At 59.7% G+C, this 14,184-nt stretch carries 14 protein-coding genes; 2 read left to right on the forward strand and 12 right to left on the reverse strand.

Annotation, left to right across the window (positions count from 1 at the left end):
• Window positions 1-4 precede the first annotated feature (4 nt).
• From GZH91_RS04530 to GZH91_RS04565, 8 genes are all read right to left on the reverse strand, one after another.
• Entirely contained in the window at window positions 5-826 is an 822-nt protein-coding gene (locus tag GZH91_RS04530) for a helix-turn-helix domain-containing protein (RefSeq protein ID WP_147071192.1), read from the reverse strand.
• On the reverse strand, window positions 823-1,602 hold the full coding sequence (pilW, locus tag GZH91_RS04535; protein ID WP_147071190.1) for a type IV pilus biogenesis/stability protein PilW: 780 nt from the start codon (window positions 1,600-1,602) through the stop codon (window positions 823-825). The genes GZH91_RS04530 and pilW overlap by 4 nt, the downstream gene beginning before the upstream one ends.
• The gene (rlmN, locus tag GZH91_RS04540; protein ID WP_147071188.1) at window positions 1,599-2,681 is read right to left on the reverse strand and encodes a 23S rRNA (adenine(2503)-C(2))-methyltransferase RlmN; all 1,083 of its coding nucleotides are present in this window, start codon (window positions 2,679-2,681) and stop codon (window positions 1,599-1,601) included. The genes pilW and rlmN overlap by 4 nt, the downstream gene beginning before the upstream one ends.
• 378 nt (window positions 2,682-3,059) lie before the next feature.
• Complete coding sequence (gene ndk / locus GZH91_RS04545) at window positions 3,060-3,485, reverse strand: nucleoside-diphosphate kinase (protein WP_147071186.1); 426 nt, start codon at window positions 3,483-3,485, stop codon at window positions 3,060-3,062.
• Window positions 3,486-3,565: 80 nt separating this feature from the next.
• Window positions 3,566-4,918 carry a tRNA lysidine(34) synthetase TilS gene (gene tilS, locus GZH91_RS04550; RefSeq protein WP_223264492.1) on the reverse strand — a complete coding sequence of 451 codons (1,353 nt, stop codon included), beginning with the start codon at window positions 4,916-4,918 and terminating at the stop codon, window positions 3,566-3,568.
• Window positions 4,887-5,855, reverse strand: coding sequence for an acetyl-CoA carboxylase carboxyltransferase subunit alpha (locus GZH91_RS04555; RefSeq protein WP_147071184.1), 969 nt, complete (start codon window positions 5,853-5,855; stop codon window positions 4,887-4,889). The genes tilS and GZH91_RS04555 overlap by 32 nt, the downstream gene beginning before the upstream one ends.
• A gap of 96 nt (window positions 5,856-5,951) precedes the next feature.
• Window positions 5,952-6,449, reverse strand: a complete 498-nt coding sequence (locus GZH91_RS04560; RefSeq protein ID WP_147071182.1) for an FKBP-type peptidyl-prolyl cis-trans isomerase — start codon at window positions 6,447-6,449, stop codon at window positions 5,952-5,954.
• Between the two features lie 70 nt (window positions 6,450-6,519).
• Window positions 6,520-6,984, reverse strand: coding sequence for a peroxiredoxin (locus GZH91_RS04565; RefSeq protein WP_147071180.1), 465 nt, complete (start codon window positions 6,982-6,984; stop codon window positions 6,520-6,522).
• Window positions 6,985-7,082: 98 nt separating this feature from the next.
• Between GZH91_RS04565 and GZH91_RS04570 the strand changes: the two genes are divergently transcribed.
• Window positions 7,083-8,207, forward strand: a complete 1,125-nt coding sequence (locus tag GZH91_RS04570; RefSeq protein ID WP_147071178.1) for a cupin domain-containing protein — start codon at window positions 7,083-7,085, stop codon at window positions 8,205-8,207.
• 548 nt (window positions 8,208-8,755) lie between these two features.
• Here GZH91_RS04570 and GZH91_RS04575 read toward each other — a convergent pair.
• The 3 genes from GZH91_RS04575 to GZH91_RS04585 form a co-directional block, all read right to left on the reverse strand.
• A complete protein-coding gene (locus GZH91_RS04575; protein WP_223264491.1) occupies window positions 8,756-9,928 on the reverse strand; it encodes a pyridoxal phosphate-dependent aminotransferase in 1,173 nt (390 codons plus the stop codon).
• Window positions 9,925-11,310: a DNA recombination protein RmuC gene (locus tag GZH91_RS04580; RefSeq protein WP_147071174.1), complete on the reverse strand. Its 1,386-nt coding sequence runs from the start codon at window positions 11,308-11,310 to the stop codon at window positions 9,925-9,927. Before GZH91_RS04580 ends, GZH91_RS04575 begins: the two co-directional genes overlap by 4 nt.
• Window positions 11,311-11,590: 280 nt before the next feature.
• A complete protein-coding gene (locus GZH91_RS04585; RefSeq protein WP_147071172.1) occupies window positions 11,591-12,613 on the reverse strand; it encodes an IS110 family RNA-guided transposase in 1,023 nt (340 codons plus the stop codon).
• Between the two features lie 291 nt (window positions 12,614-12,904).
• Between GZH91_RS04585 and GZH91_RS04590 the strand changes: the two genes are divergently transcribed.
• On the forward strand, window positions 12,905-13,432 hold the full coding sequence (locus tag GZH91_RS04590; RefSeq protein ID WP_198415398.1) for a DsrE family protein: 528 nt from the start codon (window positions 12,905-12,907) through the stop codon (window positions 13,430-13,432).
• 6 nt (window positions 13,433-13,438) lie between these two features.
• Here GZH91_RS04590 and msrA read toward each other — a convergent pair whose 3' ends face one another.
• Complete coding sequence (msrA, locus tag GZH91_RS04595; protein ID WP_147071170.1) at window positions 13,439-14,110, reverse strand: peptide-methionine (S)-S-oxide reductase MsrA; 672 nt, start codon at window positions 14,108-14,110, stop codon at window positions 13,439-13,441.
• Window positions 14,111-14,184 lie beyond the last annotated feature (74 nt).

Genomic DNA, 14,184 nt, shown 5'->3' on the forward strand with positions numbered 1-14,184 from the left:
TTGCTTACTCGATAGTCAGGTGCGCGACACTTGTTCCGGAGCGCGGCGTGAGGTTAACCGGTTTGCCATTGTAGGTCATGGCGACGCCTGCGGCGTTGCCAACGATTGCGCTAAAGGGTGCTTCACCGGAGAGTTGCGCTGTCTCCCCGGCACGATACAGGCGCGCGGTGAGGCGTCGTTTACGGGCGTCGGTGATTTGTACCCAGGCATCCTGCGCGAACCTGAGCTGGATATGACCGTCCCCTGCCTGGGCGGGTATGGCAGGTGCTGCAACAGCGGGGGCAGCCGGCGGTGAGGACTGCGGCGCTGCCATGGCAGGCGCGGCTGCCGGCGCGACCGGTGCAGGTGCAACTTTTGGGGTGGCGGGAGGAATTGGCGGCGCTGCAACCGGGGAGACGGGAAGCGCTGTCGGTGGCGCGTTGTCGGCACGTAGCCACTGATACACCGTCAACGGCAATGCGACCACGATGACCAGCGCCAGCAGGCTGAGTTTTAGCCAGTGCCGTGACAGGCTGCTGGTCAGCGCAATGTGTTCGTCATGGATGGCGAGCGCTTCGGCAGGGTTGGCAGAGGCTGCCTGCATCGCATCCAGCAGCGGCTGCGGATCAAGCTGTAGCAGCCGTGCGTAGTTGCGCACAAAACCGCGGCTGAATAGCGGTCCCAGGCTGGCGAAATCATCCTGTTCAATCGCGGCTATCTGCCTGGGGGTGAGCTTGAGGCGATAGGCGACATCGCTCACGCTCATGTTCTGTGCCTGACGAAGGGCGGCGAGTTGCGCGCCGACTGACTGGATGGCGCTGTGGCCGGACTGTTCGTCTGCGCTCATTCGTATTGTCCGTTCAATAGCAAGTGCGTTTCTGGCGAATCGGCGAAACGTCTGCGCAATTGCAGGCCGTAACTCGCCTCAGCATCGCGATCCCCCATTTTACGCGCCAGGCGCACGCCCAGCCAGAGCGGAGCCGGGCTGGGCTGGCTGACGTCGAAAAAACGGGCAAGCAGCACGCGCGATTCGGGATAGCGGCCTTGGCGATAATAGATATCGGCGAGCTGTGCCAGGGCTTGCGGCTGGTTGGGCTGGCGCTTGAGCGCGCGTTCGAAATAGGCTTCAGCGGCAGTCTGGTTCCCCGCTTTCAGCGAACACACACCCGCATTGGTGAGTGCGCGTTCAGGCGAGGGATAGAGTGGATTGCGCAGCGCCTCATTGAATTGTGCAATGGCTGGCTCAAAGCGGTTGCGCGTGCACAGGAACCAGCCGTAATTGTTGTGCGTTTCGGATTCGTTAGGCGCCAGTTCGAGGGCGCGGCGGAAGTTGTTCTCAGCGGTCTTGTCTTCATGCAATTCCATGTAGACCAGACCAAACATGTTGTAAGCCGGTGCATAGCGGCTATCGGCACGGATGGCATCACGCAACTCTTCCAGCGCGATTGCATACTGGCGCCGGGTGAAGTAGTCGGCAGCGAGCTCGGTGTGTATGCGCGCGCGGTTTTGTGCTTCGCCGACGTTGCTGGTGGCGGTCTGCTGCGAACTTGGCGCATCGGCGCCCGGAGGTTGAGCACAGGCGCCCAGCAGCAAGGTAATGAGAAGGACAGCAAGCTTGTTCAATGCGACACCTCCATACGGCGCATGACCCGCCGGGTCTTATCCTGCACCTGCCCGGCCAGTTGGCCGCACGCGGCATCGATGTCGTCGCCGCGGGTCTTGCGGGTGGTGACGATGTGGCCCGCCTGCATCAGAATATCGCGAAAGCGGCGCATTGCATCGCCGCGCGAACAGCGGTAACCGGAATCCGGGAACGGGTTGAACGGAATCAAATTGAATTTGCATGGCACATCGCGTACCAGTTCAATCAACTGGCGCGCGTGTTCCGGCTGGTCGTTGATGCCATCCAGCATGACATACTCGAACGTGACAAAATCGCGCGGCGCCTTTTCCAGATAGCGCAGGCAAGCTGCCATCAGTTCAGCCAGCGGGTATTTCCGGTTGATCGGCACAATCACGTCGCGCAGCCTGTCGTTGGGGGCGTGCAATGAAACCGCCAGCGCCACCGGGCAATCCGCGCGCAGCCGGTCCATGGCCGGTACCAGGCCGGAAGTGCTCACTGTAACCCGGCGCCGCGACAGGCCGTAGGCATGGTCGTCGAGCATGATATTGAGTGCGGTGACCACGTTGGTGTAGTTCGCCAACGGCTCGCCCATGCCCATCATCACCACGTTGGTGATGATGCGTTGGCCCTTCGGGTCGTGTCCCAGTGCATGGTTCGCCCACCACAGCTGGCCGATGATCTCCGCCACCGACAAGTTGCGGTTGAAACCCTGACGGCCGGTAGAGCAGAATGTGCACTCCAGCGCACAGCCGACTTGCGACGACACGCACAGCGTGCCGCGCGCATCATCCGGAATGAACACGGTTTCTACCCCGTTCATGCTGCCCACGTCCAGCAGCCACTTGCGCGTGCCGTCAGAGGACGCCTGCTCCGCCATCATGCTGGGCGGCGTCACCGTTGCCAGCTGCCCGAGTTTCTCGCGCAGCGATTTGGCCAGATCGCTCATTTCGGCGAAATCCGCCGCGCCGAAATGATGCATCCAGCGCATCACCTGTTTGGCGCGAAACGGCTTCTCGCCAAGTTCGGCGAAATAACCGGTGAGGCCGGGCAGGTCGTAGTCGAGCAGGTTGACGGTCATGGGTTGGGGGCGGGCGGAAACCGGGTAGGACTGCCTGGGAGCCGGTCGGACTTAAAGAAAACCGGCTGCAAATCCGCGTGGCCGGTGCCTATTTCACCGTTTTTTCGGTCAATAGAACGGCTATGCCCCGCCGACACGGCGCTGGCAAAGCCATCCGGGGCGGGAGGCGGGGCAAAGGCGCGCTTCCCGCAAGCGGGCGACTTCGCCACTAACGAGTCCGCGCGCCCCTGCACAACCGGCAAATGGGGTAAGCAGGCATTTCGCCGTAAGGCAAAAGCTCGCAAAATCTGCCCGCGCCCAGCCGAATTTTGCGAGCATCCGCTGTGCGGATTGCCTGCTTGAACCTTTGCGCTACGATTCTTCAAGTCCGACAGCCTGCTAGCGCGAGTAAACGTTCAACGCCGGGAAGTAGTAGGCAATTTCCACCGCGGCGGTTTCCGCTGCGTCGGAGCCGTGTACGGCGTTGGCGTCAATGCTGTCGGCGAAATCGGCGCGGATGGTGCCGGGTGCTGCCTTTTTCGGGTCGGTCGCACCCATCAGGTCGCGGTTTTTCAGGATCGCGCCTTCGCCTTCCAGTACTTGCACCATCACCGGGCCGGAGATCATGAAATCCACCAGGTCCTTGAAGAAAGGACGCTCGCGGTGTACCGCATAAAAACCTTCAGCTTCAGCGCGGGACAGATGCATCATGCGTGCGGCGATGATTTTCAGGCCGGCGTCTTCAAAGCGCTGGTAAATTTTGCCAATTACATTTTTGGCGACTGCATCGGGTTTGATGATGGAAAGGGTGCGTTCGACAGCCATTGCGGTACTCCGTGGATGTAAGGGGTTTCAGGGTTGAAAATCCCGCCTAAAATACCACGAAACGCCCATAAAATAAAGGCTTAGCAGGCGTTGTTATCCCATTCCGGCTGTATGCCTGCTGCACCCGCCGGAGCCTGCCAGGCGCAGTCCACCCCGATCGCGGCTACCCACACCAGCGTCGCGCCGCAATACAGCAAAGGCAGACGATCACGCTGCCAGGGCGGGATGGCGGATTCCTGCAACAAATTTTTCAGGCTGCGGCGCGGACGCCGGCAGTCGGGGCGGAAACGTTCACCACCCTGGCGCAGGCGGATGGTGACCGGGGCATGACCGAGTTTGGCGCGATCCAGACCCTGGCCGGTAACATGGGTAAAACCCAGGCTGGCGCCGAGCTGATCGAGTGCAAGTTGCGCTTCGCCTTGCCAGTGCCAGTGCAGGCCGGGGTCGGGACTGGGCAGTCGGGCTGCGAGGTGCGCCCAGCCCTGGTAGCGGTGCAGTTCCCAATTGGCGTGGCGGATGCATGGCTGGCTATCCGCGCCGGCGTGGGTGAGTTGTCCCAGCATGGCGGCGAGTCGCGCCTGGCTGGGCATGGGGATGTGATTGAGCGCGAGAAAATGGCGCAGCAGGTTGCGCGCACGCGGTGGGGGCAGGGCAGCCAGCCGGGCGCAGTCCAGGCGCTGGGGCTGGATGGCGTCGGTGGCGTCGAGCGCGGCGAGCTGGTCGAGCAGGTCAGCGGCCTCAGCAAGATTCTGCGCGCTGCGGGCAAGGCTGGCACGCCACGCCGGGAAGCGTCCACCCAGTAGCGGCAGCACGGTGCGGCGCAAAAAATTGCGATTGAAATGGGTGTCCTGGTTGCTCTCGTCTTCTACCCATTGCAGCGCATGTTGTCGCGCCCAGGTCTCGATCACGCTGCGGTCAATATCCAGCAACGGGCGCAGGTAGGCGGGATGGCTGCCCGCCTCGCGCAACACCGGCATGGCTGCCAGACCTTTTACCCCCGCGCCGCGCAGCAGTTGCAGCAGCAGCGTTTCAGCCTGGTCGTCGCGGTGGTGAGCCAGCGCAACGAAGTCGGTATCCAGGCGCGCGTATGCGGCATAACGCGCGCGCCGCGCGGCGGCTTCGAGTCCCAGCGTCGCGGCGTCCTCGATGCGGATGGTATGCACCTGCAGCGGAATATGATGTGCAGTGCAGAGCGTGCGGCAGGCGTCTACCCAGTCTTTTGCGTGGGGGCTGATCTGGTGGTTGACGTGGATGGCGCAGAGTCGGAAGGGATGGTCGGCTGCCAGGCGCGCCAGCAGGTCGAGCAATACCACCGAATCCACGCCGCCGCTCAAGCCCAGGGTGATGCGACTGCCGGGCGGGACATGGCGGACCAGTTGCGTCCGCACCGTTTCCAGCAGATTACTTGGCTGGTGCGTCCTTGAATCGGCCATAGCTCATCAGGCGCTCGTAGCGGGTTTTGAGCAGGGCGTCGAGGGGTTGGCTGGTGAGGCTGTCCAAAGCATCCTGCAGCGCCTTTTTCATGGATTGCATCATCAGCGCCGGGTCACGATGCGCGCCGCCCAGCGGTTCGTCCACGATACCATCAATCAGGTTGAAGGATTTCAGGCGTGTGGCGGTAATGCCCAGTGTTTCCGCAGCCACTGGCGCTTTATCCGCACTTTTCCACAAAATGGACGCGCAGCCCTCCGGGGAAATCACCGAATAAGTCGAATATTGCAGCATCATGGTCTGGTCGCCCACGCCAATCGCCAGCGCGCCGCCGGAGCCGCCCTCGCCGATGATGGTGCACAGGATGGGCGTTTTCAGCTCTGCCATGACAAACAGGTTGCGTGCGATGGCCTCGGACTGGCCGCGCTCCTCGGCGCCAATGCCGGGGTAGGCGCCGGGAGTATCAATGAAGGTCATTACCGGCACGGCGAATTTTTCCGCCAGGCGCATCAGACGCAGCGCCTTGCGGTAGCCCTCGGGACGCGGCATCCCGAAATTGCGGTAAATTTTTTCCTTGGTGTCACGGCCTTTCTGATGGCCGATGAGCATCACGCTCTGGCCATTGAAACGCGCCAGGCCACCGACAATTGCCGGGTCGTCACCAAACGCGCGGTCGCCGTGCAGTTCCTCAAAATTGTTAAACAGGGCACCCACATAGTCCAGCATATAGGGGCGCTGCGGATGTCGTGCCACTTGCGAAATCTGCCAAGGGCTGAGCTTGGCGTATATGTCTTTGGTGAGCTTTTCGCTCTTTTTTTGCAGGCGGCCGATTTCTTCCGAGATGTCCAGCGCAGAATCGTCCTGCACATAGCGCAGTTCCTCGATTTTGGCTTCCAGCTCAGCGATCGGCTGCTCGAAATCCAGAAAAGTGGTTTTCATGGGCAGTCAGGGCCGTGAAAAAACCGGCATTGTAGCCGATTCAGTTGCCAGGCTGAATCGCATTCCAGCCCGTGCCGCACGCAGGCTGTCATTGTATTAATGATGATGGCCGTGTTCGCCGTGTTCGCCGTGTTCGCCGTGGGCGTGACCGTGGGCGATTTCTTCTGCGCTGGCAGGACGTACGTTGTCCACGTGGCAGGAAAATTTGAGGGTCTGGCCAGCCAGCGGATGATTGCCGTCCACCATCACGGTGTCCTCGGTCAGTTCGGTGACCGTGTAGAGCATGAATTCATCGGTGCCTTCAGCCGCACCTTCAAACTGCATGCCCACAGCGATTTCCGCCGGGAACAGGTGACGCGGTTCGGCGCGCAGCAGTTCTGCCTCGTATTCGCCAAAGGCGTATTCCGGTTCCAGGGTGACATCAATATCGTCACCTTCCTGCTTGCCTTGCAGGGCTTCTTCCACGGTCGGGAAAATGCCGTCATAGCCGCCGTGCAGGTAGCTTACTGGCGCGCTACTTTTTTCCAGGATATCACCCGCCAGATTGGTAAGCTGGTAGGAAATGGTGACAATGGTGTCTTTGGCGATTTGCATGGTGTCCTCGGTAGGCCGGTTGATAATTTAGTGAAAGCGGTATAGCAATGATGCAGTGCCGGTGTTTAGATTAAAGCTGCTTGACCAATGCAAGCACTTGTTGTGCGTGCCCCTTGCTTGCAACGTCGTAAAGCGCATGGCGCACTACACCATGCTTATCAATGATGAAGGTGGAGCGCAGCGTGCTTTTACGGCTTACACCGTCGATGATTCTATCATGCAACACGCCGTATTTCTGGCATACCACGGCATCCTTGTCTGCCAGCAGGCGTGTGCTGATGCCATGCTGGTCGCGAAACGCTGCATGGCTGAGGCAATCATCACGTGACACACCCAAAAGTACCGTTTCATGCGCGGCGAAGTCAGCTGCCAGATCGCTGAATTCGATATTTTCCTGGGTGCAGCTGGGTGCGCTGTCGCGTTTGTAAAAATATAACACCACATGCGCATGTCCTTTGTAATCCGCCAGCCTGATGAGCTCCATGTCGGCATCGGCACAACTGAAATTTGGCGCAATCTGACCCGGCTGCAACATGCTGACCCCTACGTGTGCTGCTTCGTAATGGGCGGATTCTAACCTATTTCAAACCTGGCTGTAGGCAATCTCGTTTGCAGCGGCGCTATAATCCGCCCATGGACAAACACTTGCTTGGCGGGCTCAGCGCTACCCGGTTTTTGCGTGAATACTGGCAAAAAAAGCCCCTCCTGATACGCAATGCGGTGCCCGCATTTGCCGGGCTGATTAACCCCGATGCCCTCATCGAACTATCCTGCGCAGATGATGTTCAAGCCCGGCTGGTACGCCAAAAAAAACACGGCTGGCAGCTGCACCACGGGCCCTTTACCAGGAGCGGTTTCAAACGCATCGGCAAACTGCCGTGGACGCTGCTGGTACAGGAACTCAATCACCATCTGGATGCTGCCGAAACATTGCTGGCACGTTTCAATTTCATCCCGCACGCGCGTCTGGATGACTTGATGGTGAGCTATGCAGTGGACGGGGGCGGCGTGGGGCCCCATTTTGATTCCTATGACGTGTTTTTGTTGCAGGGCATGGGGCAGCGTCTTTGGCAAGTCAGTGCGCAAGACAATCTTGATCTGGTGGCGGGCGTGCCGCTGAAAATCCTGCGTCATTTCGAGGTGGAGCAGGAGTGGCTGCTCAACCCCGGCGATATGCTCTATCTGCCACCGCGCTATGCACACAATGGTGTGGCAGTAGGCGAATGCATCACCTATTCGATCGGGTTTCGTGCCCCCGGTGTGCAGGAGATTGCCACCCAGTTTCTGGTGTACCTGCAGGATAGGATCGAATTGACCGGTATCTACCAGGACCCTGACCTGCGTTTGCAAAAGCACCCCGCACAAATCAGTGATGCCATGCTGGAGCGGGTCGAGACGATGCTGGCGCGCATTCACTGGGGGCGGACGGAGATTGCGGATTTTCTTGGATGTTATCTCACCGAGCCCAAGCCGCATGTGTTTTTTGATCCGCCTGCCACACCATTGAGTAAAGCGGGTTTTAACCGGCGGGCACGGCAGTCCGGCGTGCGCCTGGCAGCTCGGTCACACATGCTGTTTCGGGGCGGCAGCTTTTTCCTGAACGGTGAGCGTATAAGTAGCGGAGCCAGCCGCACTGACTTGCAGGCGCTAGCCGACAGGCGTCGGCTAGCGCCTGCCGAAGTGAATGCGGATTTGTTGCCATTGCTGTATGGGTTTTATCTCGATGGTTTTCTGAGGCTGGGTGCTGGACACGGTTAGCGATTGCCGAAACATGCAAAATAGGTGAAAATGAGTGGCCTTTTTGCGTAATCCGAATTAAATAACGCGCAAAATAACGTATACCCCTAGTAAATTTCCTGAATTTTGCTAGAATTTTGGCCGTCGGTCATCATAAATGACTTTGGGCCGATTCACTGTGGTTGCTTGTCATTATTTTTAAGAGGGAACATAAATGAAACATTCCATCCTGCTCGCCGCTCTTCTGGCCGTTTCTCTGTCTGCTTGTGGTAAAAAAGAAGAGGCCGCTGCACCGGCTCCAGCTCCTGACGCTACTGCACCGGCTCCTGCACCTGCTCCTGCACCTGCTCCAGCTCCTGACGCCGCTGCTCCTGCCCCAGCTCCTGACGCCGCTGCTCCTGCACCGGCTCCTGACGCCGCTGCTCCTGCACCGGCTCCTGACGCCGCTGCTCCTGCAGACAAGAAGTAATCCAGCAAACTCATCTGCTGTTAGAAAACCGACCTTTGGGTCGGTTTTTTTTCGGTCTGGATATTTGTTGTCGTGCCGAGAATCCAGTGGTCTGCAAGCTTCAGGGCTGGAGATATTCCCGCAGCCGTCGCACCGCTTCCTGCAAGTCAGGCAGCGAAGTCGTGTAGGCAAAACGCACGAAGCGCTGCGCCTGGTGCGTGCCAAAATCCACGCCCGGGGTGATGGCCACACCAGTTTGTTCCAGAATCTGCGCCGCAAAGGCGAAGCTGTCCTGGCTAAATCGCCCGCAGCCGGCATAGAGATAAAACGCACCCTGTGGCAGCACGGGCAGGTCAAACCCCAGTTCGCGCAGCGCGCTGGCGAGATAATCGCGGCGCACTTTCAGTTCGGCCTTGCGCGTTTCCAGAATGGCAAGCGTGGCGGGCATAAAAGCCGCAAGCGCGGCGTATTGGGCAGGCGTAGAGGCGGCGAGGTACAGGTTTTGCACCAGCCGATCCAGTGCTTCTATTGCCCACTCCGGCGCTGCCAGCCAGCCCAGCCGCCAGCCTGTCATCTGAAAATACTTGGAAAAACTGTTCACCACGAACACCTGGTTCGAGTGCGCCAGGGCAGTGTGATAGCTGCCTTCGTAAATCAGCCCGTGGTAAATCTCATCCACAATCAGCGTGGCGCCGCGCGCGGCGCAGATACCGGCAATGGCACGCACGTCAGCATCCGGCACTACGGTGCCGGTGGGGTTGGACGGCGAAGCCAGCAGCACGACCTTGATCCCGGGTGCCCAGTAACGCTCAACCAGTTCGGGCGTGAGCTGGTAGCCGGTATCGGCACCTACCGGTACGGCCAGCGTGCGCGCTTCGATGAAGCGCGCAAAATGCCGATTGCACGGGTAACCCGGATCGGCCAGCAGAACCGTATCGCCAGGATTGGCCAGCACGCCCAGTGCGAGCAGCAGCGCACCGGATGCGCCGGGGGTGACGATTACGCGCTGTGCGCTTAGCTGCACGCCATAGTGTTGCGCGTAAAAATCGGCAATGGCGCTGCGCAACTGCGGCAGCCCGAGTGCCGGCGTGTAATGCAGGTCGCCCTGGTTCAGCGCAGCCATGCCCGCCTCGATAATCGGGCGCGGGGTGGGAAAGTCCGGCTCGCCGATTTCCAGATGGATGATAGCGTGGCCTTGCGCTTCCAGCTGGCGCGCGCGCGCCAGGATGTCCATTACGTGAAACGGCGCGATGCCTGCCATGCGTGCGGCAATGCGCGGGTGCGGCGTGCTCATGCTTCGGCGTCGGGCAGCAGGGGCGCTGCGGGCTGCAAATGCTCCAGGTCCACCGATTCAATCTGGCTGAAGCGCTTGCTGATTTTCTGGCTGCTGATGTGGACTTCCGTGGCGTCTTCATTGGCCAGGCGGATATGGTCGGCGAGTTTTTTCATGCGCACGTCGAAACGGGAGAAATCCTTGCCCAGCTTGGACAGCTCGTCCTTGATGATGTGCACCTGGCGGCGCGTTTCCACGTCCTTGATCACGGCGCGCGCGGTATTGAGCACCGCCATCAGCGTGGTCGGCGAGACGATCCACACACGCCGGCTCATGGCGTATTCGACCAGATCCGAATGGTAGGCGTGGATTTCGGCGAACACCGCCTCGGCGGGCACGAACATCACCGCGCCGTCCGAGGTTTCTCCCGCGATAATGTATTTGCCGGCAATATCGTCCACGTGCTTTTTCACGTCGGCCTTGAAAGCACGCGTGGCCAGGGTGCGATCGGTATCGGCGGCGTCGCGGGCAAACATGCGGTTATAGTTTTCCAGCGGGAATTTCGAGTCCACTGCCACACGCCCGGTCGGTTCCGGCAGCACCAGCAGGCAGTCCACCCGGTTGCCGCTGGATAATGTGGTCTGAAAGCTGTACGCATCCGGCGGCATGATATTGCGTACCAGCCCCTCCAGCTGCACCTCGCCAAACGCCCCGCGCGAGCGCTTGTCGCCGAGCAGTTCCTGCAGGGTGAGCACGTTGCTGGACAGGCCGTCGATTTTCTTCTGCGCCTCGTCGATGGTGGCAAGCCGCGCCATCACACTGGCAAAGGTCTCGTTGGTTTTCCTGAAGCCTTCATCGAGGCGTTCGCTGACCTTGCCGGAAATTTCCGCCAGGCGCGCATCCACGCTCCTGGCCAGCGTTTCCACCGCGGCCGACAGCTGGGTGGTGGCGTTTTGCATGGTGATCTGGATCAGCGTTTGTTCTTCGCGGCCCTGCCTGGCCAGGGTTTGCAGGGTCTGGGCGAGGGTATCGGCTTGCGCGGCCTGGATTTTGGCGGAAAAATCCGCCAGCTGCGCATTTTGCGCGCTGCGGCTGTCCGCGAGCTCGCGGGTTTGCGCGTGCTGCAGCGCCAGTACCGCTTCGCGCGTGGCAGCCAGCTCACCCGTCACGGTGTGGCGCAGGCGCTCGGACACCTCGGTCAATGCCCCCTGGGTGCGATCGGACTGATTCGCCAAACCATTGTGTAAATCGGTGAGCATGGCGCGGTGGCGCACTTCCAGGCCGTCATGAAGCGTGCCCGGCAGGCCAGCCTGCGCCTGCGCCAGCAAATTGATCTTGAACCCGAGCCAGAGCAGCACGGCAACGATAATGAGCGCCGCCAGGGCAATAACGATTTCCAGCATGATTCCTTGATATGGACACCTCCCGGTTTGCAAGGATGATTTTTACGTGATGCCTCGACAAGGAAACGGCTGCAGTCTTATATCCGGCCTTGTTACAGACCATTTTTCCGTCTGCGGGCCCTGATGGAATTCGCCAAGAACGTCCTCATCTCCGTCGCGTGCTTGGAAGCACAAGGAAACATCCAGGTTTGCGTTCTTGCGGTCCGACCAGTCTTGCCATCACATGGTAATCAACCTTCGCAACCTATCGGCTCATCCACTCCTCTGTAAAGTTAATCGGCTACGCAGGCCTTACGCTCACGTAGTCCTGCTGGCAGGCCCGGTCGTGGGCCAGAATCGCCCACGCTGTACGTGCCATCTTGTTGGCCAGGGCGACCGCTGCAACATTTGCGGGGCGCCGTGCCTGAATTTGTTTCTGCCAGTCCGTCGGTACCTTGGCGTGACTCAGCACGGAGCGCGCACCGTGGATCAATAAGGTGCGCAGGTAAGGATCACCTCGCTTCGAGATCGACCCCGGTTTCACCTTGCCGCCGGTGCCACTCTGGCGCGGCACCAGGCCCAGATACGATGCAAACTCGCGCCCTGACTTGAAGGTCCGGGCATCACCGATCATTGCCACCTGCGCCGTTGCCGTCAGCCGGCCAATGCCAGGAATCTCCGTGATCGCGCGACACGCCGCTTCCTGTTTCTGCCACGTGCCTATTTGCTTCTCCAACTCATCGATCTCCTGCCCCAGCGCGTCGATGCGCTGCAACTGATCTTGCAGACCCTTCAATACCCTGCCAGGCAGTATCTCTTCCATCTCGGCCATGCGCCGGCGAATCTCCGTCAGTCCTGCCAGTCGTCCCGCTCGAAACGTAATGCCGAACTCGTACAACAACCCTCGCAACTGGTTCACCTGCATCGTCCGGATCTTGACCAACTGTGCGCGCATCCGGTGCAAGCTGAGCATTGCCTGCTGATCTTCCGTCTTCGCCGCCACCGTCCTCATTCCCGGCTGCTGCGCTGCCGTCCAGATGGCACGCGCATCTGCTGCGTCGGTCTTGTTGGTCTGCACAAAGGGACGTATGAATTTCGCGTGCAACAGATTCACTTTGTGTCCGAGCGACTTGATCTTGCGGGCCCACCAATGACCGCTCCCGCACGCTTCCAGTGCTACCCGGCCCGCCGGCCGCTGCGCCAGAAATGCAATCAATTCCTCTCGTCCAAACCGTCGATTCACGACTTCCCCGGTCGTTGCGTCAACCCAGTACATCTGGAAAACACGCTTTGCTACATCTAATCCGTATGTCGTAACATTCATTTCGGGCCCCTCGTTCCTCAAGTGGTTGCTGTGAAACTCCACTTTGGCACATCGATGCCGTTCGGTCCTGGGGGACCCACTACTTACTGCTAGCCCCCTCCCCGTAGGGAGGGAGGTGTCCATTCCATCTCCAGTCAGGGAATTATAACCGCCAGCGCCAGGGAGGCCGTGTGACAAATTCCCCGCACCCAATCAGTTTGAACGGATTAACCTGGACAATTTCTGTTGGGCGCTGGCACCGCTGGGCGAATAGGTCTATGTTTAACGCGTTTATACAAAAGGAGAAGGAGAATGACCATGACCCGCCAAGCCAGCCTGATTTTTTGCCTGCTGATCGGCTGCCTGTCTGGAATCGCGCCCGTTATGTCCGCCGCAGCGCAGTCGCAGCAAACAGACATGATCGGTGTGCAGAAACGCACAGACATCAAGGTTGTATACGATGACAAGGACGATGTGTGGGAGGCGGGGATCGGCAAGGGACTGTATTATCTGCGCGGCTTGCTGGAAGCATACAAATCCTTGGGTGTCCGGCAGGATCAGTTGCACATCAGCATCGTGCTGCATGGCCCCACGGCATACTGGCTGCTCAATGACCAGGCTTATCAGCGTGACAAAAAAGACCGGTTCGCCTACAACCCGAACAGCCAGGTGGTGGCCGAACTGCTGCAGCATGGCGTGAGTGTGGAGATCTGCAACGTCACCATGCGCGCCAAGGGGTTCACGCCAGAAGATTTGTTGCCCGGCGTGGTCATCGTCCATGACGCCTACACCCGGCTGATTGACCTGCAGCAGCGTGGTTACGCCTATATTCGTTTCTGATGGGCGCTAGCCGCCCGCGTATAAACCGGGAAACTGCTGGCGCAGCGCGGTCAGCTTGGGCAGATCGTAAATCATGATGTAGGGGTCATGCGGATGGCGCATGGCGTAATCCTGGTGATAGGCTTCTGCAGGATAAAATGCCTGGAGCGGGGTCACCGTGGTGACGATGGGCCGGGCCAACACCTTGGCTGCCTGCAACTGCCTGATGTAGGCCTGTGCGATGCGCTGCTGTTCGGGATTGGCAATAAAGATGCTGGAGCGATACTGGGTGCCGCGGTCAGGCCCCTGGCGGTTGAGTTCGGTAGGGTTGTGTGCGACAGAGAAATACACCTTGAGCAACTGGCCGTACGTGATTACGGACGGATCATAGGTGATTCTTATCGACTCGGCGTGTCCGGTATTGCCGCCGCTGACGGTTTCATAGCGGGCGCTATCCGCTGCGCCGCCGGAATAGCCGGCTTGCACGGCCGTCACTCCTTTGACATGCCGGAATACTGCCTCCATGCCCCAAAAGCAGCCGCCGGCGAGTACTGCCGTTTGCGGCGCGGCGTGGCGGGTCAGCGCGGCATCCGCTGCCGGATCGGGCAGGGTGGCGCCAGCCGAATCACATGCCTGCAGCATGAATAGCGCCAGTACTCCCAGCAATGTCGTTAAGCTGCGTCTGAACAGGGGTGACATGATACGTGCCTCCGGCAAGCTTGTTGTTGAATTAAGAGTCAGCCAAATTGAAAGCGTTCCCGCTCAAATCAAAA

Source organism: Sulfuriferula plumbiphila, from assembly GCF_009938015.1.
Lineage (GTDB): Bacteria > Pseudomonadota > Gammaproteobacteria > Burkholderiales > Sulfuriferulaceae > Sulfuriferula > Sulfuriferula plumbiphila.

Excerpts from the sequence above, each read along its gene's own strand:
- GZH91_RS04580 (WP_147071174.1), bottom strand. The coding sequence starts at position 11,310 with ATGCTGGAAATCGTTATTGCCCTGGCGGCGCTCATTATCGTTGCCGTG.
- rlmN (WP_147071188.1), bottom strand. The coding sequence starts at position 2,681 with ATGACCGTCAACCTGCTCGACTACGACCTGCCCGGCCTCACCGGTTAT.
- GZH91_RS04560 (WP_147071182.1), bottom strand. The coding sequence starts at position 6,449 with ATGCAAATCGCCAAAGACACCATTGTCACCATTTCCTACCAGCTTACC.
- ndk (WP_147071186.1), bottom strand. The coding sequence starts at position 3,485 with ATGGCTGTCGAACGCACCCTTTCCATCATCAAACCCGATGCAGTCGCC.
- tilS (WP_223264492.1), bottom strand. The coding sequence starts at position 4,918 with ATGGCCGATTCAAGGACGCACCAGCCAAGTAATCTGCTGGAAACGGTG.
- GZH91_RS04530 (WP_147071192.1), bottom strand. The coding sequence starts at position 826 with ATGAGCGCAGACGAACAGTCCGGCCACAGCGCCATCCAGTCAGTCGGC.
- msrA (WP_147071170.1), bottom strand. The coding sequence starts at position 14,110 with ATGTCACCCCTGTTCAGACGCAGCTTAACGACATTGCTGGGAGTACTG.
- GZH91_RS04575 (WP_223264491.1), bottom strand. The coding sequence starts at position 9,928 with ATGAGCACGCCGCACCCGCGCATTGCCGCACGCATGGCAGGCATCGCG.
- GZH91_RS04590 (WP_198415398.1), top strand. The coding sequence starts at position 12,905 with ATGACCATGACCCGCCAAGCCAGCCTGATTTTTTGCCTGCTGATCGGC.
- GZH91_RS04570 (WP_147071178.1), top strand. The coding sequence starts at position 7,083 with ATGGACAAACACTTGCTTGGCGGGCTCAGCGCTACCCGGTTTTTGCGT.
- GZH91_RS04565 (WP_147071180.1), bottom strand. The coding sequence starts at position 6,984 with ATGTTGCAGCCGGGTCAGATTGCGCCAAATTTCAGTTGTGCCGATGCC.
- GZH91_RS04585 (WP_147071172.1), bottom strand. The coding sequence starts at position 12,613 with ATGAATGTTACGACATACGGATTAGATGTAGCAAAGCGTGTTTTCCAG.
- GZH91_RS04555 (WP_147071184.1), bottom strand. The coding sequence starts at position 5,855 with ATGAAAACCACTTTTCTGGATTTCGAGCAGCCGATCGCTGAGCTGGAA.